Below are 21,066 nucleotides of genomic sequence, written 5' to 3'. Positions count from 1 at the left end.
CAGCAATTGCACTCACTCAATTCAAGGAAAACATCATGGACGATACTCAAGACACATTCCTGCCCGACGCCGCCGATGCCTTGGCGCTCGAGGCCCTGATTCCCGATCTGATTACCGATTGTCCCGATATGTACGCCATGGCGTATCAGGTCGCCAAAGATATTCTGCTCCAGCACAACATCACCGACATCGAGCCCGACAAGGTCTACTGGCACCGATTCCGCGCCGCGCAAAGCAGTTCGAAGACCTTTACCGGTTGGCAACACGTGTTTGAAAAACCCAGGGAGTCGATGACCTTCCCGCAACTGGTCATACAGCGTTTCAGTGTGCACGACCAGGATAACGCTGACCTTCTGGACGCCGACAGCGGCTTCTATCGCGCCGATGGCAATGCCGAAAACTACGACGAAACCAACGAAATTCGCCTGCACGCCAAGGATGCGCTGAAAGCCTTCTGGGACATCAACTTCAGCGACCGTTACAAGACGGCTGTCACGGCGTTCTGGGAAAAACACAGCGCCAACTTCCGCGCACTGGCCAAGTGCACCTTCATCGCCAAGGCCATCGACGACTACGAGAAGGGACACCTGACACGCGAACACTTCACTATCGTGCTCAGGGCTGTCGTCGGAAATGTGAACCGACCGTTCACCCGCCAAATGCTGATGGACGAAGTTCCCACGGGGCACGGTTTATCCACTCGCAAGTTTTGCATTGACCACTTCGAGTCGACAGATATCCTGAGCATCACCGACGACAGTGACCTGAACATTCTTTACATTCCGGGCCAACCCAGAGGATTTTACTGCTTTAACAATGTCGAGGAGTTGCACCAATGGCTGGTCGATGAGGTCAAGGACGCTGAAGGCCGCGAACGCATGCTGATGCACTTCAAACAGGAGGAGCGCGACATTCTTCAGGAAAGGCCAACCTCACTGGGACATAAGCTCGCCAACTTTAGCGGCATCGGCCTGATCATCCACGCGTTTGAAGAAACGCCAATTGATAATGTCGGACTCACCCATGCGTATGACGATTTGCCCAGCGAACATAACGTCGCCGACTATCATCTGTTGCACTACCGAGGCGAAAAGATTTCCGGTGATGCGTTCACCCACCTGAACCAATCGACCCATGAGCGCATGCGCAGCGACGCCGACTTCCTGCTGCACACCAATGGCGAGATCAGGAAAAAGCTGTGGATAGGCTATCTCAATGCCTTCAACCACACCTTCGGGCCGATGGCCGCCCTTGCATGGCCGGCAGCGCTTGTCGTCATCGGCGCTGGCATCGCCAATGTAGGGCTTCACATCGACCAGGCCATCAACGGCACTACTCCAATGGAACGCAAGGCGGCTGTCAAAGCTGCCATTTTTGGCAGTGTGGATGTGCTGTTTAATTTGCCATTTCTGCGTGGCGCAGCTGAACTGGCAGAGGCCGCCGAGATTGCAGAGGCCGCCGAGACAGAAGAGGCGCTTGCCTCCGGGGAAGCGTCCAAGACAGAAGTAGAAACACCCACGATGCCCTCCCTCTCCGTCGACGCCGATGCTACCGGCCCCTCCGATATGGACATACTGGCGCCCTTTGAAACCAATGAGGTTCTCGACGGCGACTTCCCGGTGAGTGATGAAGGTAAATTTCAGGGCATTTATCAACCCGCAACCGGCGGTAACTACATTGCTATCGACGACCGTTTTTTTCAGGTGCGTTACAGCAATGAACTGCAGTCCTGGACAATCGTCGACCCAGTCAATCCCTACTCTTTTTTTCGCAACATACCGGTGCGCCTGAATGAACTGGGTGAATGGACGGCCCTCACGCGTCCCGGCCTGGCGGGAGGTGGCAAGTTTTCCGATCTATTTGCCAGGGCCGAGCCGTCACTCCCGGACTTCGATGCCCCGGCGACTGCATACGATGTTCCGCAGGACATCAAGCCAGCCCTCGAACAGGCGGCCAAGGGTATGGCCGCGAAGGGGGATTTGAAGGACGGTTTTATCAAACTCAACAATCCGAACAATGAGCTGGAAGCCTTCAAGAGACTGCGCCGAACGCTGCACGACGACGCCGTGACCTTCTACTCGCAACCGCCGCTACGACCCAGACCGACCATTCCATCGTTCATCGCGAATGCAAAGACCAAGGACATCATCAAGACTCTTTTCAAGCGGTCACAGAGCCTGGTCATCGGTGAAAGTCACTCCAGCGTGGGCAGCAAACAGTTTCTGATCGAGAATATGAGCGTGCTGCGCAAACAAAAAGTCAAAACCCTGTACATGGAGCATCTGCTGACCGATTTCCATCAGGCTGACCTGGATGTGTTCAATCGCACTGGAGTGATGTCCGAGGATCTGGAAAGCTACCTCAAGGACCTTGACGCAGGTTTTTCGACTGACCCCAGCGAACAATTCACCTTTGAGCAGGTGGTCAGGACAGCACAAAAAAATAACATACGCGTTCAGGCCATCGACTGCCTGGCCAGTTACCGCAGCACCGGTATTGCACCGGCAAGTATTGATTTTCGGCAAAAAATGATGAACTTTTTCGCCCGACAAGTCATCGGCGCCGACCAGACAGCCAGAGGCGCGCATCGCTGGGTGGCGTTGGTCGGGAACAGCCACGCCAATACCTATGCCGGCGTGGAGGGTGTCAGCGAACTTGAAGGCAGCATCGGGCTGCGTATTGAAAGCGTGAGCCCGGATGAGCTCGGCAGTATCAAGGTCGACCCGGGGGTGGCCGACGGGCCCGGCCCGGGGTACGCGGCCCGTTTTGCCAAAAATGACTTGTTACTGCAAATCCCGACGCCGAAAAGCGTGGTCCTGGCGCAAAGGCTGGAGGATGGCCTGCCCAGGCCGGGCACTTACACCCTCAGCACCAGTACCGGTGAACCCTTTCTGGTTCACCGCAGCAGAACCCTCACCAACAGAGTCATCACCAACAACGGCATCATCACCCGTGGCAAACTCGTTCGAACGCCCATCAAGCATGATGCAAATGGGTACTACATCGAACGGGATGCCTGGCAGATCAACGGCCGACGCTTTCAAACCCTTGACGCCTTGAGTTCAGCACTGCACAGAATGGGCATGACCCCCGTCCGACTGCCCGGCGTCTAAAATGCAAAAAGGCCGTGTGAACAGTGTTCACACGGCCTTTTCAGTTACCTGCGATCAAGCCATCAAGGCTAGCGCGGGATTATTCCCACTCAATGGTCGCTGGCGGCTTGCTCGACACGTCGTAAGTGACGCGGGAGATGCCTTCGATTTCGTTGATGATCCGGCCGCTGACGGTTTCCAGCAGTTCGTAAGGCAGGTGCGCCCAACGAGCGGTCATGAAGTCGATGGTTTCCACGGCACGCAGGGCAACTACCCAGGCGTAACGACGGCCATCGCCGACCACTCCAACCGATTTCACCGGCTGGAACACCACGAATGCCTGGCTGACTTTGTGGTACCAGTCCGCTTTACGCAGTTCTTCGATGAAGATGTGGTCGGCGCGACGCAGCAGGTCGGCGTATTCCTTCTTCACTTCACCGAGAATCCGCACGCCCAGGCCCGGACCCGGGAACGGGTGACGGTAGACCATGTCGTACGGCAGGCCGAGTTCCAGGCCCAGACGACGGACTTCGTCCTTGAATAGCTCGCGCAGGGGTTCAACCAGCTTGAGGTTCATTTCTTCCGGCAGGCCGCCCACGTTGTGGTGCGACTTGATCACGTGAGCCTTGCCGCTTTTGGCGCCAGCCGACTCGATCACGTCCGGGTAGATGGTGCCTTGGGCGAGGTACTTGATGTTGTCCAGCTTGTTGGACTGGGCATCGAATACGTCGATGAAGGTCCGGCCGATGATCTTGCGCTTCTTCTCTGGATCGCTTTCGCCAGCTAGGTTGTTCAGGAACTGGTCTTCGGCGTTGGCGCGGATCACCTTGACGCCCATGTTCTCGGCGAACATGGCCATCACTTGCTCGCCTTCGTGCAGACGCAGCAGGCCGTTGTCGACGAAGACGCAGGTCAGCTGGTCGCCGATGGCTTTGTGCAGCAGCGCGGCAACCACCGAGGAATCCACACCGCCGGACAGGCCGAGCAGTACGTTGTCAGTGCCGACCTGGGCGCGAATGTTGGCGATGGCGTCTTCAGCAATCTTCGAAGGCGTCCACAAGGCTTCGCAGCCGCAGATGTCGAGGATAAAGCGCGACAGGATGCGACCGCCCTGCTTGGTGTGGGTCACTTCCGGGTGGAACTGCACGCCGTAGTAGCCACGAGAATCGTCGAACATGCCAGCGATCGGGCAGCTTGGGGTACTGGCCAGGATGTGGAATTCCTGAGGCATCTTGGTGACCTTGTCACCGTGGCTCATCCAGACGTCGAGGCCGAACAGGCCGTCGGCGTCGATATGGTCTTCGATGCCGTCGAGCAGGCGGCTTTTGCCGACCACGTCGACACGGGCGTAACCGAACTCACGCAGCTCGGAACCTTCGACCTTGCCACCCAGCTGTTCAGCCATGGTCTGCATGCCGTAGCAGATACCGAAGACCGGTACGCCCAGGTCGAATACGGCTTGCGGGCAGCGAGGGCTGTTGGCTTCGTGTACGGACTCGGGGCCGCCGGCGAGAATGACGCCTTTTGGAGCGAATTCGCGAATCGCGTCTTCATCCATATCGAACGGATGCAGTTCGCAGTACACGCCGATTTCACGCACGCGGCGGGCGATCAGCTGGGTGTACTGGGAACCGAAGTCGAGGATCAGGATGCGGTGAGCGTGAATGTCGAGGGCCATGTGGTCAGTCTCGTCTATGCAGTTCGGTGAAGAGAATCAGAAACAACTCGGGGCTGAAAACAGCCCCGGTTACTTAACTTTTTGCTGGAAGGCTCAACCTACGCGGTAGTTTGGCGCTTCTTTGGTGATCTGTACGTCGTGAACGTGGGATTCGGCCATGCCAGCGCCGGTGATCCGCACGAACTCAGGCTTGGTGCGCATTTCTTCGATGTCGGCACTGCCGGTGTAACCCATCGAGGAACGCAGGCCGCCCATCAGTTGATGGATGATGGCGCTCAGGGTGCCCTTGTAAGGAACACGCCCTTCGATCCCTTCCGGAACCAGTTTCTCGGCGCCTGCCGAGGAGTCCTGGAAGTAGCGGTCGGAGGAGCCTTGAGCCTGGGACATGGCGCCCAGCGAACCCATGCCACGGTAAGCCTTGTACGAACGACCCTGGAACAGTTCGATCTCGCCGGGTGCTTCTTCAGTACCAGCGAACATCGAGCCCATCATCACGCAGGAAGCACCGGCAACGATGGCCTTGGACAAGTCACCGGAGAAACGGATGCCGCCGTCGGCGATCAACGGAACGCCAGTGCCTTCAAGGGCAGCGGCGACGTTGGCGATGGCGCTGATTTGCGGGACGCCGACACCGGCGACGATACGGGTGGTGCAGATCGAGCCCGGGCCGATACCGACCTTGACGGCGTCGGCGCCCGCTTCGGCCAAAGCCTTGGCGGCAGCGCCGGTGGCGATGTTGCCGCCGATGACCTGCACTTCAGGGAAATTCTGTTTGACCCAGCGAACGCGGTCGATCACACCTTTGGAGTGACCGTGAGCGGTATCGACCACCACCACGTCAACGCCGGCATTGACCAGAGCAGCTACGCGATCACCGGTGTCTTTACCGGTACCGACAGCAGCGCCAACACGCAGACGACCTTGGTCGTCCTTGCTGGCCAGCGGGTAAGCCTTGGCTTTTTCGATGTCGTTGACGGTCATCATGCCTTTGAGGGCAAATTTGTCGTCGACGATCAGCACGCGTTCGATGCGGTTTTTGTGCAACAACTCGCGGACGTCGTTCTTGTCGGCGCCTTCCTTGACCGTGACCAGGCGCTCTTTAGGCGTCATCACTTCACGTACGGTGGCGTCCAGACGGTTTTCGAAACGCACGTCACGGGAAGTGACGATGCCGACCAGGTCGCCATCGTGCAAAACCGGAACGCCGGAGATGTTGTGCATGCGGGTCAGTTCGAACAGTTCACGAACCGTGGCGTCAGCCTCGATGGTGATCGGGTCCTTGACCACGCCGGCCTCATAACGCTTGACCTTGCGCACTTCGGCAGCTTGCTGCTCGATGGTCATGTTCTTGTGGATAATGCCGATGCCACCTTCCTGAGCCATGGCAATTGCCAGACGGGCTTCAGTAACGGTGTCCATGGCGGCAGAAACCAGAGGAATATTCAGCTCGATGCCACGGGTTAGGCGGGTCTTGAGACTGACTTCGTTAGGAAGCACCTCGGAATAACCGGGCACTAGGAGAATGTCGTCGAATGTCAGAGCTTCTTGGCTGATACGCAGCATCGCGGGGGCTCCCGAGCGGGAAAATGGAAGCGCGCCATTATAGTCAGACACCCCTTCGGGTTCAATGTAAAACTCTGTCTATTATTAGCATTACTGATATACGGGGGTTATTGCCGCGTAGGAGCTGCCGAAGGCTGCGATCTTTTGATCTTGATTTTCGGCGCGGCTAAAAATTTCAAGATCAAAAGATCGCAGCCTTCGGCAGCTCCTACACGGGTATCGCATTCACAGTTCGACCTTGACCCAACTGACAGGCTGATCGAGCCAATCGGCAAATTCGTCGATAAAGCTCTGTTTGAACCCGGCCTCGGCCCAGTTGTTGAAGATAAAGCCCAGGTTGGAAAAGCCGCAATCCTGCAGGAAAAGAAAGCCGTTGATGTCATCTTCATGCCCGCACTCCGGACAAGTGAAGTTATCGGTGCGCCCCGGCATCCAGTCTTCCAGGCTGTCGAACAGCGCTTCGCCGACTTCCTTGCGGCACTCGGCGCAACCCGCCTCTTCAAGGAAACCCTTGGCCGGCGTATAGATGCAGCGCTTGGTGATGATTTCCAGGCCATTGATCGGTTCGCCGAACGGCAGCGCTTCAGGATGCAGCACGACAGCGCGGGCACCGTCGCCGATGGCATGCGCCATGCGGTTGCCAGTGCGGCCACAGGTGGTCAGTTCTTCTTTGACGATGTTCTTGCGCACCAGCCAACGCACGACCGCCCGGGCCCGGGGTTCGTGCACCGGCAGTGTGGAGATTTTCGGGACAATAATGCTTTGCGAATTCATGGCACAGCCCTGCAAATCCTGAGTGATCACCCTTGTGGGAGCGAGCTTGCTCGCGATGGCAATCTTTCAGTCAACGATGATATCGACTGCCAGTTCGCTATCGCGAGCAAGCTCGCTCCCACAGGGTTTGCGGCCGGCAGCTTAATCCCTGACACACTCAGGTCAAGCACTCAAATAACGTCCGATCAAGGCAATTCCGCTGGCCAGCACCAACCAGGTCACCAGCCGCACAAACGCCTCGCGGGATAATCTCATGGTCAACCGCCGGCCGATCCACAGCCCCAATGCCATGGCCGGCAATAAACACAGCGCCAATACCAACAAGGGTAGCTCGGCATACACACCCGCGACAGCAAACAGGCTCAAGCGCACCACCGTGCTGCAACTGATCAGCGCACTCTGGGTCGCCCGGGCTGCCTCTTTGGGCAGGCGACTGTTCAAATAGATCGCATATAAAAAGCCACCACTGCCAAACAATGCCCCGAACATCCCGCCCACGGTGCCCATCGGCACGGCCCAAGCGGCGGACAATTGCGTCGGACGGGTTTTGACCCACAAGCTGTAAATCGCGTAGGTGCTGATAAACAGCCCCATCAACAGCAACAACACATCGGATTTCAGATTCAGTAGAAAAATAACCCCTAGCGTGCAGCCCACCGCCATGCACGGCAGCAGCCGCAGCAACTCGGGCTTCGCCACATCCCGTCGCGAAGGCAGCAGATTGCCGAACGCCGCGACGAAATCCAGCAGCACCAACAGCGGCACGATCTTCGACAGCGGCATGAACAGAATCAGAATCGGCCCCGCCACCAACGCGGTGCCGAAACCGGCAATACCGAACACGATGTAGGCCAGGGCAATGCCCAACGCGATTACCAGCCAGTCAGTAGCGCCGAATGGCCATTGGTTCAACAACTCAAGCACGCTCATCTGCACGTCTTCCCTGATTACCGTAGGAGCTCCCGCAGGCTGCGATCTTTTGATCTTAAAAATCAAGGTCAAAAGATCGCAGCCTTCGGCAGCTCCTACAAGTGTGCGGGGTGTCAGGCGGAACGCATTGCCTTTATCATGCGCCCCATGATTAAAGATCCCTTTGCAAGACTCGGCCTGGACCGTGAAGTCCTGACTGTCAGCCAGCTCAACGGCCGCGCGCGGGTGTTGCTCGAAGACGTGTTCAGCAACATCTGGGTCGAAGGCGAAATCTCCAACCTCGCCCGCCCGGCGTCCGGTCACGTGTATTTCACCCTCAAGGACAGCGGTGCCCAGGTGCGTTGCGCACTGTTCCGGCAGAACGCGGCGCGGGTTCGTCAGGCATTGAAGGATGGCTTGGCGGTGAAGGTCCGCGGCAAGGTTTCGCTGTTCGAGGGCCGCGGCGACTATCAGTTGATCCTCGATACCGTGGAGCCGGCCGGTGACGGTGCGCTGCGTCTGGCGTTCGATGCGTTGAAGGAAAAACTCAGCGCCGAAGGCCTGTTCAGCGCCGAACGCAAAGTGCCGCTGCCAGCGCATCCACAACGCATCGGCATCATCAGCTCGCCCACCGGCGCGGTGATTCGCGACATCATCAGCGTATTCCGCCGCCGTGCACCGCAGATCCAACTGACGCTGATCCCCACTGCCGTGCAGGGCCGCGAAGCCACTGCGCAGATTGTCCGCGCATTGAAACTGGCGGACGCCCGTGGTTTCGACGCGTTGATCCTGGCCCGTGGCGGCGGCTCGCTGGAAGACCTCTGGTGCTTCAACGAAGAAGCCGTAGCCCGCGCCGTGGATGCCTGCGTGACGCCGATTGTCAGCGCCGTCGGCCATGAAACCGACGTATCGATCAGCGACTTCGTGGCCGACGTCCGTGCCCCGACGCCTTCCGCCGCTGCCGAACTGCTCGCGCCGGATTCCAGTGACCTGGTCCGTCGGGTCGAAAGCCTGCATCGACGTCTGGTGATGCGTATCCGCGACCGCTTGATGCGTGACCGTCTGCGCCTGGAAGGCATGTCCCGCCGCCTACGCCATCCCGGCGAACGTCTGCGCCAGCAAGCGCAACGCCTGGATGATCTGGACATGCGCATGCGCCGCGCGTTCGAGCGCAGCCTCAATACCCGTCGCGAACGGTTGATCCGCCTGGAAACCCGCCTCGCCGGGCAACATCCGGGACGGCAACTGGCGATGCTCCGTCAGCGCCTCGACAGCCTTGCCGAACGTCTGCCCCGTGCCATGCGCGAAGGGCTCAAATCCCGTCGCCTGCAACTGCAAAGCCAGATGCAGACGCTGCATGTGGTCAGCCCTTTGGCGACCCTTGGCCGTGGCTACAGCATTTTGCTGGACGAACGCGGCAACGCGATCCGCAACGCCGCGCAAACCCACAACGGTCAGCGCCTGAAAGCCAGACTTGGCGAAGGCGAACTGCAAGTGCGGGTCGAAGACAATCACCTGACGCCTGTCACCCTTTCTTTACTGGATTGATCCATGCCGCGTTTTTTAGCTCCGCTGCTGTTGCTGTGCCTGACCTTCAATGCCCACGCCGACAGTTACATCACCCGCCTGTTGAACAAACCGGTGCCGGGCGGCGTGGCCGTGGTGGATCTGGGTGTCTCTTCGCAGGCGCCGAAGGCCAGTTATCTAGGCAAACCCGTATTGGTGGTCAAGGAACAGAACAACTGGCTGGCGATTGTAGGTGTGCCGCTGACGGTTAAACCGGGCACGCAGCAGGTCAGCAGTGGTGGTCGCACTCTGAACTTCAACGTAGGTAACAAGAAATACCCGGAACAGCACATCACGTTGAAGAACACGCAGCAGGTCAATCCGAACCCGGAGAATCTCAAGCGCATCGAGGGTGAGTTGGCCGAACAGATCCAGGCTTACCGCAGCTTCAGCCCGAACACCCCGAGCAACCTGCTGCTGGACAAACCGGTCAACGGCCCGCTATCGAGCAAGTTCGGCGTGCGCCGCTTCTTCAATGGCGAAGAGCGTAATCCTCACGCCGGCCTGGATTTCGCCGTGCCTGCCGGTACGCCGATCAAGACCCCGGCAGCCGGTAAGGTGATCCTGATCGGTAACTACTTTTTTAACGGCAACACGGTGTTTGTCGACCATGGGCAGGGGTTTATCAGCATGTTCTGCCACATGTCGAAAATTGACGTGAAGGTTGGCCAGCAATTGGCCCGTGGTGGAGTGGTCGGGAAAGTCGGTTCCACCGGGCGCGCGACCGGGCCGCATATGCATTGGAACATCAGCCTGAATGATGCGCGGGTGGATCCGGCGATTTTCATTGGGGCGTTTCAGCCATAAATAGTTGTTGAGGCTGATGGCCCCTTCGCGAGCAAGCCCGCTCCCACATTAGATTTTCAGCGTGCACAGAATATGTGTTCACGCCGATCAAATGTGGGAGCGGGCTTGCTCGCGAAGGCGGTCTCATTGGCGCCGCTTATTCCGCCTCAAGGTCCTCAATCCCATGGATTTCCCTGTGCGCCAGGCACTCTTTGATCCAGGTCTGAGTTTCCGCCGAGAAGCCCGCCAACTCTTCAGCGCTGACCAACTCATGAGTACACAGCCCCAGCAAGTGAGCAGGCGCCTCATTGCGTGAGTGCCTGAACACGCCGAACGCCCAATACAGTTCCTGTTGACCGGCCTTCAGCCTTTCTTCACTGGCTTCAATCCGCTCATAAGCCACCAGGCTTTTATCCAGCACTATGCGCTCGACCTCCTCCATGATCCGGATGCATAGCCGCTCATGGGCCAACGGACGCAGCGCACTATAAAGCTTCCAATCCGACTCGTTCATTGCCGACTCCTGCCTGCCAGTAGTCCTTGGTGAGGCTTTAAGAATAGCCGCGCTGACACGCCCCATCACCGAAAGCCTTCAATTGCGCATCGCTCAAACCTCGCGCAAACATAAAAACAATCACCACTCTTCACCGCAATAAAATCTCGATAACCACGACTTTTCGAGGATTCCTCTCAATTTTTTTCGACCGCTTGCCATCCTTCACCCTCGCGGTTAGGGTTGAAGGCATGAAAACCTCTCACACCCTCATTCAGCTTCGCCAGCACCGCAGCCTGTGCCTTGTCAGTGCACGACTGCCAGGCTGAATCGCGATGCCTCGTCCTACGCTTAATCCCCAGAACATTTGATCCACCGGCAGGCCGCCTTTTTTCGGCCCACACAATAAGGATTTCCCGATGAGCATGCTCAAAGACCCGTCTTCGAAATACCGCGCGTTCCCGACCATCGACATCCCGGACCGCACTTGGCCGTCGAAGACCATTACCGCCGCGCCGATCTGGTGCAGCTCCGACCTTCGTGACGGGAACCAGTCGCTGATCGAGCCAATGGACGCGGTCAAGAAGCTGCGTTTCTGGAAAACCCTGGTGTCGGTCGGCGTTAAAGAAATCGAAGCGTCGTTCCCGGCGGCTTCGCAAACCGACTTCGACTTCGTGCGCACCCTGATCGAAGGCAACCACATCCCGGACGACACCACCATTCAGGTGCTGACCCAGGGCCGTGAAGATTTGATCGAGCGCACCTTCGAATCCCTGCGCGGGGCGAAAAAAGCCATCGTTCACCTGTACAACGCCACCTCCCCTTCCTTCCGTCGCATTGTCTTCAATCAGGACAAGGAAGGGGTCAAGGCCATCGCCGTGAACGCGGCCAAGCTGTTCGTCAAATATGCCGCCCAGCAGCCAAACACCGAGTGGACCTTCGAATACTCGCCAGAAACCTTCAGCGCCACCGAGCTCGAGTTCGCCAAAGAAGTCTGCGACGCAGTCATCGAAGTCTGGAACCCGACGCCTGAGCACAAGGTGATTCTCAACCTGCCAGCCACCGTCGAATGCGCGACCCCGAACATCTATGCCGACCAGATCGAATGGTTCGGCCGTCACATCAACCGTCGTGACAGCGTGATCATCAGCCTGCACACCCACAACGACCGTGGCACGGGTGTTGCCGCCACCGAGCTGGGCCTGATGGCCGGCGCCGACCGTGTCGAAGGCTGCCTGTTCGGCAACGGCGAACGCACCGGTAACGTCGACCTCGTGACTGTGGCGCTGAACCTCTACACCCAGGGCATTCACCCTGAGCTGGATTTCTCCGACATCGACGGCGTGCGCAAAGTCGTCGAAGAATGCAACCAGATCCAGGTGCACCCACGCCACCCGTACGTCGGCGACCTGGTTCACACCGCGTTCTCCGGCTCCCACCAGGACGCGATCCGCAAGGGCTTCGCCCAGCAGAAACCGGACACTCTGTGGGAAGTGCCGTACTTGCCGATCGACCCGGCCGACATCGGCCGCAGCTACGAGGCGGTGATCCGCGTCAACAGCCAGTCGGGCAAGGGCGGTATCGCTTACCTGCTGGAACAGGAATACGGCATCAGCTTGCCGCGTCGCATGCAGATCGAGTTCAGCCAGGTTGTGCAGCGTGAAACCGATCGCCTGGGCCTCGAGATGACGGCTCAGCAGATCCACGCGCTGCTGCACAGCGAGTACTTGCAGGCCAACACCCCGTACGCGCTGGTCAGCCATCGCCTGCAGGAAGAAAACGGTCACAGCGCCGTCGAAGTGGAAGTCTCTGGTAAAGGTCAGGGCGAAACCAACCTGCACTGGCGTGGCAAGGGCAACGGCGCCCTGGAAGCGCTGGTGGCCGGTCTGCCGATTCCGGTTGAGATCATGGACTACAACGAACACGCCATCGGTTCGGGCACCAATGCCAAGGCTGCGGCCTACATCGAGCTGCGTGTGAATGGTGAACGTGCGGTGCACGGCGTTGGTATCGATGAAAACATCACCACCGCCAGCTTCAAGGCCCTGTTCAGCGCGCTTAACCGCTCGCTGAGCCAGCCGGAAGCGAAAGCGGCGTAAAGTCATCGCTGAAACGCAAAAGGCCCCGAGGTGCGAACCTCGGGGCCTTTTTGTTTGCCTGCTGTTTTTGCGCTGCCTGTCCCGGCCTCTTCGCGAGCAAGCCCGCTCCCACAGTGGATTTGGGTGTACACATAATCTGTGCTCACATTGATCAACTGTGGGAGCGGGCTTGCTCGCGAAAAGGCCGGTTCAGGCCGCCGAGATCTCAGGTGAACTCGAAGGTATCGGCATCCAGGTTCGCTGGAAAGCGTGTTCGATAAGCCTGAAGATCTGCAGCGTTCAGAACGACCTGAAACACGCCATCGGCTTCGCCCGCACTGAGTAACGTCTCACCCTGGAAGTCCAGCACCTGGCTGTCACCGGTGTAAGCAAAACCTTTGCCGTCAGTACCAACGCGATTCACCGCCGCCACATAGCAAAGGTTTTCGATCGCCCGCGCTGGCAGCAAACGGTTCCAGTGCTGACGCCGTGCCCCCGGCCAGTTGGCGGTGTACAGCAGCAAATCGGTGTCCTGAGCATCGCGGCTCCAGACCGGGAAGCGCAGGTCGTAGCAAATCAGTGGACGCACTCGCCAGCCCTTGAGTTCGAACTGCACCTGTCGCTCGCCGGGGGTGAAGTGGTTGTGCTCGCCGGCCATGCGGAACAGATGGCGCTTGTCGTAGTGCCACACCTCCCCGTCCGGCCTCGCCCACAACAGGCGATTGCGATGGCTGCCGTCAGCTGCCTGGACGATCACGCTGCCGGTGATCACCGCATCCAGTTTCGCTGCCTGAACCCGCAGCCATTTGCTGGTGGGACCGTTTTCATACTCGGCGAGGGTCTCGGACTCCATCGAGAAACCGGTGGTGAACATTTCCGGCAGGATGATCAGATCCGCCCCACGAGCCTGTTCCAGCAAAGGCTCGAAATGCTCCAGATTGGCCTGACGATCGTGCCAGGCCAGGGTGGTCTGGATCAGCGCGATGTTCAGATTGGGCAGTGCACTCAGATCACGCATAGTTTTGCCGCTGCTTCACGCAGGGTCTCCTCGCGTTTGGCGAAGCACAGGCGCACCAGGCGCTGGCCTTCGGGCGGAGTCTGGTAGAACACCGAGATCGGGATGCTCGCCACGCCATGTTCGCGGGTCATCCACAACGCCATCTCGACATCATTGAGGTCCGGGCGGATCTGCGAGTAATCGACCAACTGGAAATACGTGCCGGCCACTCGGGTGAAACTGAAGCGCGAAGGCGCCAACAGATCGCAGAACAGATCGCGCTTGGCCTGATAGAAAGCCGGCAGTTCTTCGACGTGTTCCGGGTGCTCGGCCATGTAGTCGGCCAAGGCATATTGAAGTGGCGTCACGCCGCAAAAACTGACGTATTGGTGAACCTTGCGCAGCTCGGCGGTGAGGGCGGGCGGTGCGACCACGTAGCCGGTTTTCCAGCCAGTGACGTGATAGGTCTTGCCGAAGGAGCTGACCACAAATGCACGCTGATACAGCTCTTCGTGATTCAGCACGCTGACGTGGGGCACGCCATCGAACACCAGGTGTTCGTAGACCTCATCGCTGATGACATAGATGTCGCGGTCGCGAATCAACGCCGCCAACTGATCCAGCTCGGCACGACTGATCAGCGCGCCGCTTGGGTTATGTGGGGTGTTGAGGATGATCATCCTCGTGCGCGGCGTAATGGCTTCACCGAGCTTCTGAAAGTCGATGGCGAAGTCATTCAGGCCCAACTGCACATGAACGCAACGACCACCGGCCAGCTCAACTGAGGGTTCATAACTGTCGTAGGCCGGATCGAACACGATCACTTCGTCGCCGCTGTGGATAACCGCTTGAATGGCGCAAAAGATCGCCTGGGTTGCACCGGGCGTGACTGTCACTTCATGGTCAGCATCAACATTGACGCCGTAGCTGCGGGCGATCTTCGCCGCAATCTGCTGACGCAATGCAGGAAGGCCGGTCATCGGCGAATACTGGTTGTGGCCATTGGCGATATGCCGACCGACCGAATCGCACAGCGCCTGCGGGGCATCGAAATCGGGAAAACCCTGGGACAGATTCAGCGCCCCGGTTTGCGCCGCGAGCTGAGACATCTGAGTGAAGATAGTGATGCCGACATTCGGCAGCTTACTGGTGATCATCGGTGATTCCCTGCTCTACACCCGGCTCTACGGCGGCGCGGGAGAGCCCGAGAATAGCCCAAACGGCAGGCATGAAAAAGGGCGCCATGGGCGCCCTCTTCCGCTTGCCTGAATCAGCGCTTGTCGCGGCGCTTTTTGTCGGCTTTCTTGTGGTGCGACATCATCCGACGCTTCTTGTTGACCTGACGGTCGGTGAGCGAGTTCTTGTTGCCTTCGTACGGGTTCTCGCCGCCCTTGAACTCGATGCGGATCGGCGTACCGACCAGCTTCAAGACACGACGATAAGTGTTTTCCAGATAGCGCACGTAAGACTTCGGCACTTTCTCGATCTGGTTACCGTGAATCACGATGATCGGCGGGTTAGCACCACCCAAGTGGGCATAACGCAGCTTGATCCGACGGTTGTTGACCATCGGTGGCGCGTGCTCACCAACTGCATCTTCCAGAATCGTGGTCAGGCGGTTGGTTGGCCAGCGGGTGACCGCAGACTTGAACGAGTTCTGTACGGAGGCGTAGAGGTTGCCCACGCCGGTGCCGTGAAGGGCCGAGATGAAGTGAATGTCGGCGTAGTCAACGAAGAACAGTCGACGTTGCAGCTCGACCTTCACGAAGTCGCGCTCGCTCGGCGTCATGCCGTCCCACTTGTTGATCGCGATCACCAGCGCACGACCCGACTCAATGGCGAAGCCCAGCAGGTTGAGATCGTGATCGACCACGCCTTCACGAGCGTCCATCACGAAGATCACCACGTTGGCGTCTTTGATCGCTTGCAGGGTTTTGACCACGGAGAATTTTTCAACTTCTTCGTGGATCTTGCCGCGCTTGCGCACACCGGCGGTGTCGATCAGCGTGTACTTCTCGTCGTTACGCTCGAACGGGATGTAGATACTGTCGCGGGTGGTGCCGGGCTCGTCATAAACGATTACCCGGTCTTCACCGAGCATGCGATTGACCAGGGTCGACTTGCCGACGTTCGGGCGGCCGATGATCGCGATCTTGATCCCGTCTTTTTCGCTTGGGCCAGGAATGCGCTTGGCTTCCTCGCCTTCGGCAACGATCTCCTCTTCACCATCTTCCGGCTCTTCTTCGTCTTTCGGGAAGGAGCTCAGAGCGATTTCAAGCATCTGGGTGATGCCACGACCATGCGCACCGGCGATCGGAATCGCGTGGCCCATGCCCAACGGGGCAAATTCAGCGCGGGCCATTTCAGGGTCGATGTTGTCGACCTTGTTGGCAACCACGTAAGAACGCTTGTTACGTTTGCGCAAATGCTCGGCGATCATCTGGTCGGCGGCGGTGAAACCGGCCTTGGCATCTACCAGGAACAGAACGACATCCGCTTCTTCAATGGCCAGCAGCGACTGCTCGGCCATTTTTTCGTCCATACCGTGCTCGTCACCGGAGATACCGCCGGTGTCGACCAGAATGTAGGAACGCCCTTGCCACTTGGCCTCACCGTATTGGCGATCACGGGTCAGACCGGACAAGTCGCCGACGATGGCGTCGCGAGTCCTGGTCAGGCGGTTGAACAAGGTGGACTTGCCGACGTTCGGTCGGCCCACCAGGGCGATTACGGGAACCATGCGGCTCTCCACTTCGTTATTTCAGAAAATACAAAAGCCGCTGCTAGGCAGCGGCTGGTGCTCGGGGTAGCGCCTGTAAGCGCTGCGAGCCCCGCAAAACGGGGCCGCTTGGGGAACTAACCCCAAGCATAGTCAAACCTTTACTTAATGGTCAGGGCTTCCAGTTTGCCACTGTTGCCATACACATAAATCGTGTCACCCACCACCAGCGGACGGGCACGCAGGCCGTCGCTGTCGATTCGCTCGCGGCCGACGAAACGACCGTCCACCTGGCTCAGCAGATGCAGGTAACCTTCCATATCACCGACGGCAACGTAGCTGGAGAACACTTCCGGAGCCGACAGTTGACGACGGGCCAGCGAATCGTTGCTCCACAAGGCTGTGGTGGAACGTTCGTCGACGCCTTCAACGGTGCCCGAAGACAGGCTCACGTAGACGCTGCCAAAACCCTGGGCGACACCGGCATAGCTGGAAGCATCACGCTGCCAGAGCTGACGACCGCTTTCCAGATCCAGTGCCGCAACGCGACCCTGATAGCTGGCGACATACAGCGTACCGCCGGACAGCAGCAGGCCGCCGTCGATATCGACAACGCGCTCCAATTCCGAACGACCTTGTGGAATCGCTACACGTTGTTCCCACACCGGCACGCCGTTGGAAATATCGAGAGCGACCACTTTACCGGTCGACAGGCCAGCCACCGCGAGGCGGTTGGTGACGATCGGCGCACTGGTGCCGCGCAGGGTCAATACCGCCGGAGTGCTGTCATACAACCAGCGCTGGGTGCCGGTAGCGGCATCCAGACCGATCAGACGGTCATCCTGAGTCTGAACGACAACGACATCACCGTTGTTGGCCGGCGGTGCGAGGACTTCACTGGACACGCGAGCGCGCCATTTCTCTTCACCGTTGATGGCGTCCAGGGCAACGATTTCACCCTTGATCGTACCGATCAGGAGCAGGCCGTAACTGACGCCGACAGCGCCGGAAACAGGCAGTTCGAGATCTTTCTTCCATTTGACGTCGCCATTGTTGCGATCCATCGCCATCACCACACCGGTGACGTCGGCGGCATAGATGGTATCGCCATCGATCGCCGGAACCAGCATGTTGTACGATTCGCCCTGACCGTCACCGATCGAACGACTCCACTGCTTGTGCAGAACCACTTCTTCTTTGAAGTCGGTCAACTCGGCCGGTGGCAGTTCTTTTTTGCTGTTGCTGCTGCAACCCGCGGCCAATATGGCCAGAGCCAGCAATGCTGCATGTTTCCAACGAATCACGTCACGCATCCCCTTTGGCCAGGTCGTCCAGCTTGATTTGTAGGCCACCCACTGCCGCTTCATCCGACAGTGCCGCCTTGGCTTTTTGATACGCCGTGTTCGCTTCGTCGGTACGACCCAACTGCACCAGCAGGTCGCCTTTGAGTTCTTCGCGAGTGGCCAGGAATGCTTTATCGGCATCGCCTTCGAGCAGTTTCAGGGCTTCATCGGCCTTGTTCTGCGCGGCCAGCACCTGCGCCAGGCGCTGACGAGCAATTTCGCCCAGCGCCGGGTTGGCCGGTTTGGCGACGATGGCTTTCAGCTCGCTGGCTGCGTCATCCAGCTTGCCGCTGTCGACCGCAACTTTTGCCACGAACAGGCTGCCGTACTGCGCGTAAGCGCTACCGCCGAACTCGCTGTTGAGCTTGCCGGCCAGGTCCGCAACACGGGCGGCATCAGGCTTGCCGTCTGGCGTCAGCGTGGTTTCCAGCAGTTGCTGATAAAGCATCGAGGCGCCTTGCGACTGATTGCTCTGATACTTGTGAAAAGCCTGCCAGCCGAACACGATGACCAGCGCCAACAGGCCGCCAGTGACCAGGGGCTTGCCGTTGCGTGTCCACCAGTCCTTCAAATCCGCCAGATGTTCGTCTTCGGTACTCGACACCCCAATACTCCTTAATCGCTAAATCGGCTGTTTGACAGCTTCAACCCTGCACGACGCAGGTGGCCAGGTGTGCAGCAAGCGCATCCCAGGCAATGCTTTGTTGCTCGCCCTGGCCACGCAGGGGTTTGAAACCTACCACTTGCTGGGCCATTTCGTCGTCACCGAGGATCAGCGCGTACAACGCACCGCTCTTGTCGGCTTTCTTGAACTGGCTTTTGAAGCTGCCGGCGCCGGCATTCACTTGCAGGCGCAGGTTGGGCAACTGATCACGAACACGTTCACTCAGGGCCAGACCGGCCAGCTCGGCGGCCTCACCGAAGGCGCAGAGGTAAACGTCGACCTGACGGGAAATCTCTTCCGGGATCTGCTCCAGGGTTTCAAGCAACAGCACCAGGCGCTCTATGCCCATGGCGAAACCAACGCCCGGCGTCGGCTTGCCGCCCATCTGCTCTACTAGACCGTCATAACGACCACCGGCACACACGGTGCCTTGGGCGCCCAACTGATCGGTGACCCATTCGAAAACGGTCTTGCTGTAGTAATCCAACCCGCGAACCAGCTTCGGGTTGATCACGTAAGGAATGCCGGCGGCGTCCAGGCGAACCTTGAGGCCCTCGAAGTGCACGCGGGATTCTTCGTCGAGGTAGTCGGCCATTTTCGGCGCGTCGACCAGGACCGCTTGAGTGTCGGCGTTCTTGGTATCAAGAACCCGCAGCGGGTTGGTCTTCAGGCGACGCTGGCTGTCTTCGTCCAGCTTGTCCAGGCGGGCCGAAAGGAACTCGACCAGCGCTTCGCGATAACGACCGCGGGACTCGGCAGTGCCCAGGCTGTTGAGTTCGAGCTTGACCGCAGAACGAATGCCCAGCTCGCCCCACAGGCGCCAGGTCAGTACGATCAGCTCGGCATCGATGTCCGGACCGTCGAGGTTGAAGACTTCGCAACCAATCTGGTGGAACTGGCGATAACGGCCTTTCTGCGGACGTTCGTGGCGGAACATCGGGCCGATGTACCAGAGTTTCTGCACCTGGCCACCGCCGGTGATGCCGTGCTCGAGCACCGCACGCACGCAGGCCGCTGTGCCTTCGGGGCGCAGGGTCAGGGAGTCGCCGTTGCGGTCGTCGAAGGTGTACATCTCTTTTTCGACGATGTCGGTCACTTCACCGATCGAGCGCTTGAACAGCTCGGTGAACTCGACGATCGGCATGCGGATCTGCTTGTAACCGTAGTTATCCAGCAAACGCGAGACGGTGCCCTCGAAATGACGCCACAGGGGAGTCTGCTCGGGCAGGATGTCGTTCATGCCACGTATGGCTTGCAGAGACTTGCTCACTATAAATCCTTAAATTCGTTCGACTTAGCCGCGGGCGATTACTGCCGCGTCGGCTTCGACCTTTTCGGCCGCTTTCTGGCGGATCAAGCGTTCAAGCTCATCCACCAGATTGTCATTCGTCAGTTTCTGCGACGGCTTGCCGTCGATGTAAATCAGGTTTGGCGTGCCGCCGGTCAAGCCGATATGGGCTTCCTTGGCTTCACCCGGCCCGTTGACCACGCAACCGATGACCGCGACATCCAGCGGCACCAGCAGGTCTTCGAGGCGCCCTTCCAGCTCGTTCATGGTTTTGACCACATCGAAGTTCTGCCGCGAGCAGCTCGGGCAGGCGATGAAGTTGATGCCACGGGAACGCAGATGCAGGGATTTGAGAATGTCGTAGCCGACTTTCACTTCCTCAACCGGGTCGGCCGCCAACGAGATGCGAATAGTATCGCCAATCCCTTCGGCGAGCAGCATACCGAGGCCCACGGCGGATTTCACCGTGCCTGAACGCAAACCACCGGCTTCGGTGATGCCCAGGTGTAGCGGCTGGACGATTTCCTTGGCCAGCAAGCGGTAAGCGGCGACGGCCATGAACACGTCAGAAGCTTTCACGCTGACCTTGAAGTCCTGGAAATTCAGGCGTTCAAGGTGCTCGACGTGACGCAGGGCAGATTCAACCAGCGCAGCCGGGGTCGGCTCGCCGTATTTCTTTTGCAGGTCTTTTTCCAGGGAACCGGCGTTCACGCCGATGCGGATCGGAATCCCGCGATCACGGGCGGCATCGACTACCGCACGCACGCGGTCTTCGCGACCGATGTTGCCCGGGTTGATTCGCAGGCAGTCAACGCCCAGTTCGGCTACGCGCAGAGCAATCTTGTAGTCGAAGTGGATGTCGGCAACCAAAGGCACTTTGACCAGTTTCTTGATCTTGCCGAAGGCTTCAGCGGCATCCATGTCGGGCACGGAAATTCGCACGATATCGACGCCAGCCGCTTCCAGACGATTGATCTGGGCCACGGTGGCGGCGACGTCATTGGTGTCGCTGTTGGTCATGCTCTGCACAGCGATAGGCGCATCGCCGCCAACGGGCACGTTACCGACCCAGATCTTGCGGGATTCGCGACGTTTGATTGGAGATTCGCCGTGCAT

16 protein-coding genes are annotated in these 21,066 nt (G+C 58.8%); 4 read left to right on the top strand and 12 right to left on the bottom strand.

Translation table 11 applies throughout. The features are described 5' to 3' along the window. Nucleotides 1-35: 35 nt before the first annotated feature. On the top strand, nucleotides 36-3,113 hold the full coding sequence (locus tag E3W21_RS01220) for a membrane-targeted effector domain-containing toxin (protein ID WP_134417319.1): 3,078 nt from the start codon (nucleotides 36-38) through the stop codon (nucleotides 3,111-3,113). Between the two features lie 79 nt (nucleotides 3,114-3,192). On the opposite strand, the gene guaA is transcribed toward E3W21_RS01220, so the two are convergent. The 4 genes from guaA to E3W21_RS01200 all read right to left on the bottom strand — a co-directional run bounded on the left by guaA (nucleotide 3,193) and on the right by E3W21_RS01200 (nucleotide 8,037). Then, complete coding sequence (gene guaA / locus E3W21_RS01215; protein WP_134417317.1) at nucleotides 3,193-4,770, bottom strand: glutamine-hydrolyzing GMP synthase; 1,578 nt, start codon at nucleotides 4,768-4,770, stop codon at nucleotides 3,193-3,195. Nucleotides 4,771-4,863: 93 nt separating this feature from the next. Further along, complete coding sequence (gene guaB / locus E3W21_RS01210) at nucleotides 4,864-6,333, bottom strand: IMP dehydrogenase (RefSeq protein WP_123368331.1); 1,470 nt, start codon at nucleotides 6,331-6,333, stop codon at nucleotides 4,864-4,866. A 225-nt stretch (nucleotides 6,334-6,558) separates the two neighbouring features. Then, nucleotides 6,559-7,107, bottom strand: a complete 549-nt coding sequence (locus E3W21_RS01205; RefSeq protein WP_129438159.1) for a sugar ABC transporter ATPase — start codon at nucleotides 7,105-7,107, stop codon at nucleotides 6,559-6,561. Nucleotides 7,108-7,269: 162 nt separating this feature from the next. Further along, entirely contained in the window at nucleotides 7,270-8,037 is a 768-nt protein-coding gene (locus E3W21_RS01200) for a sulfite exporter TauE/SafE family protein (RefSeq protein ID WP_134417315.1), read from the bottom strand. A gap of 147 nt (nucleotides 8,038-8,184) precedes the next feature. On the opposite strand from E3W21_RS01200, the gene xseA reads away from it, so the two are divergent. Together xseA and E3W21_RS01190 are read left to right on the top strand one after the other, a co-directional pair. After that, nucleotides 8,185-9,564: an exodeoxyribonuclease VII large subunit gene (xseA, locus tag E3W21_RS01195; protein ID WP_033061484.1), complete on the top strand. Its 1,380-nt coding sequence runs from the start codon at nucleotides 8,185-8,187 to the stop codon at nucleotides 9,562-9,564. A gap of 3 nt (nucleotides 9,565-9,567) precedes the next feature. Beyond that, on the top strand, nucleotides 9,568-10,389 hold the full coding sequence (locus E3W21_RS01190) for a peptidoglycan DD-metalloendopeptidase family protein (protein WP_134417313.1): 822 nt from the start codon (nucleotides 9,568-9,570) through the stop codon (nucleotides 10,387-10,389). 136 nt (nucleotides 10,390-10,525) lie between these two features. Here the strand turns inward: E3W21_RS01190 and E3W21_RS01185 are convergent, their stop codons facing one another. Continuing rightward, nucleotides 10,526-10,882, bottom strand: coding sequence for a hypothetical protein (locus E3W21_RS01185; protein ID WP_129438172.1), 357 nt, complete (start codon nucleotides 10,880-10,882; stop codon nucleotides 10,526-10,528). A gap of 398 nt (nucleotides 10,883-11,280) precedes the next feature. On the opposite strand from E3W21_RS01185, the gene leuA reads away from it, so the two are divergent. After that, complete coding sequence (gene leuA / locus E3W21_RS01180; RefSeq protein ID WP_129438174.1) at nucleotides 11,281-12,960, top strand: 2-isopropylmalate synthase; 1,680 nt, start codon at nucleotides 11,281-11,283, stop codon at nucleotides 12,958-12,960. A gap of 205 nt (nucleotides 12,961-13,165) precedes the next feature. On the opposite strand, the gene E3W21_RS01175 is transcribed toward leuA, so the two are convergent. The 7 genes from E3W21_RS01175 to ispG all read right to left on the bottom strand — a co-directional run bounded on the left by E3W21_RS01175 (nucleotide 13,166) and on the right by ispG (nucleotide 21,066). Further along, entirely contained in the window at nucleotides 13,166-13,957 is a 792-nt protein-coding gene (locus tag E3W21_RS01175) for an amidohydrolase (RefSeq protein WP_134417311.1), read from the bottom strand. Continuing rightward, nucleotides 13,945-15,093, bottom strand: coding sequence for a pyridoxal phosphate-dependent aminotransferase (locus E3W21_RS01170; protein ID WP_134417309.1), 1,149 nt, complete (start codon nucleotides 15,091-15,093; stop codon nucleotides 13,945-13,947). Before E3W21_RS01170 ends, E3W21_RS01175 begins: the two co-directional genes overlap by 13 nt. A 113-nt stretch (nucleotides 15,094-15,206) precedes the next feature. Continuing rightward, complete coding sequence (gene der, locus E3W21_RS01165) at nucleotides 15,207-16,676, bottom strand: ribosome biogenesis GTPase Der (RefSeq protein WP_129438180.1); 1,470 nt, start codon at nucleotides 16,674-16,676, stop codon at nucleotides 15,207-15,209. 140 nt (nucleotides 16,677-16,816) lie between these two features. Further along, on the bottom strand, nucleotides 16,817-17,968 hold the full coding sequence (gene bamB / locus E3W21_RS01160) for an outer membrane protein assembly factor BamB (protein ID WP_134417307.1): 1,152 nt from the start codon (nucleotides 17,966-17,968) through the stop codon (nucleotides 16,817-16,819). Beyond that, nucleotides 17,961-18,602 (bottom strand): tetratricopeptide repeat protein, encoded by a 642-nt coding sequence (locus tag E3W21_RS01155; protein WP_129438184.1) that lies wholly within the window; start codon nucleotides 18,600-18,602, stop codon nucleotides 17,961-17,963. Before E3W21_RS01155 ends, bamB begins: the two co-directional genes overlap by 8 nt. A gap of 40 nt (nucleotides 18,603-18,642) precedes the next feature. After that, nucleotides 18,643-19,932 (bottom strand): histidine--tRNA ligase, encoded by a 1,290-nt coding sequence (hisS, locus tag E3W21_RS01150; protein ID WP_134417305.1) that lies wholly within the window; start codon nucleotides 19,930-19,932, stop codon nucleotides 18,643-18,645. Nucleotides 19,933-19,956: 24 nt separating this feature from the next. Continuing rightward, on the bottom strand, nucleotides 19,957-21,066 hold the full coding sequence (gene ispG, locus E3W21_RS01145; protein WP_008147751.1) for a flavodoxin-dependent (E)-4-hydroxy-3-methylbut-2-enyl-diphosphate synthase: 1,110 nt from the start codon (nucleotides 21,064-21,066) through the stop codon (nucleotides 19,957-19,959).

The organism is Pseudomonas sp. F01002 (assembly GCF_004402115.1).
GTDB classification, from domain to species: domain Bacteria; phylum Pseudomonadota; class Gammaproteobacteria; order Pseudomonadales; family Pseudomonadaceae; genus Aquipseudomonas; species Aquipseudomonas frigoris.
This window is presented reverse-complemented; position numbering and strand designations above follow the sequence as displayed.

Excerpts from the sequence above, each read along its gene's own strand:
- E3W21_RS01220 (WP_134417319.1), top strand. The coding sequence starts at position 36 with ATGGACGATACTCAAGACACATTCCTGCCCGACGCCGCCGATGCCTTG.
- E3W21_RS01170 (WP_134417309.1), bottom strand. The coding sequence starts at position 15,093 with ATGATCACCAGTAAGCTGCCGAATGTCGGCATCACTATCTTCACTCAG.
- E3W21_RS01175 (WP_134417311.1), bottom strand. The coding sequence starts at position 13,957 with ATGCGTGATCTGAGTGCACTGCCCAATCTGAACATCGCGCTGATCCAG.
- E3W21_RS01205 (WP_129438159.1), bottom strand. The coding sequence starts at position 7,107 with ATGAATTCGCAAAGCATTATTGTCCCGAAAATCTCCACACTGCCGGTG.
- der (WP_129438180.1), bottom strand. The coding sequence starts at position 16,676 with ATGGTTCCCGTAATCGCCCTGGTGGGCCGACCGAACGTCGGCAAGTCC.
- E3W21_RS01200 (WP_134417315.1), bottom strand. The coding sequence starts at position 8,037 with ATGAGCGTGCTTGAGTTGTTGAACCAATGGCCATTCGGCGCTACTGAC.
- ispG (WP_008147751.1), bottom strand. The coding sequence starts at position 21,066 with ATGCACGGCGAATCTCCAATCAAACGTCGCGAATCCCGCAAGATCTGG.
- E3W21_RS01190 (WP_134417313.1), top strand. The coding sequence starts at position 9,568 with ATGCCGCGTTTTTTAGCTCCGCTGCTGTTGCTGTGCCTGACCTTCAAT.
- xseA (WP_033061484.1), top strand. The coding sequence starts at position 8,185 with ATGATTAAAGATCCCTTTGCAAGACTCGGCCTGGACCGTGAAGTCCTG.
- bamB (WP_134417307.1), bottom strand. The coding sequence starts at position 17,968 with ATGCGTGACGTGATTCGTTGGAAACATGCAGCATTGCTGGCTCTGGCC.
- guaA (WP_134417317.1), bottom strand. The coding sequence starts at position 4,770 with ATGGCCCTCGACATTCACGCTCACCGCATCCTGATCCTCGACTTCGGT.
- E3W21_RS01185 (WP_129438172.1), bottom strand. The coding sequence starts at position 10,882 with ATGAACGAGTCGGATTGGAAGCTTTATAGTGCGCTGCGTCCGTTGGCC.
- leuA (WP_129438174.1), top strand. The coding sequence starts at position 11,281 with ATGAGCATGCTCAAAGACCCGTCTTCGAAATACCGCGCGTTCCCGACC.
- guaB (WP_123368331.1), bottom strand. The coding sequence starts at position 6,333 with ATGCTGCGTATCAGCCAAGAAGCTCTGACATTCGACGACATTCTCCTA.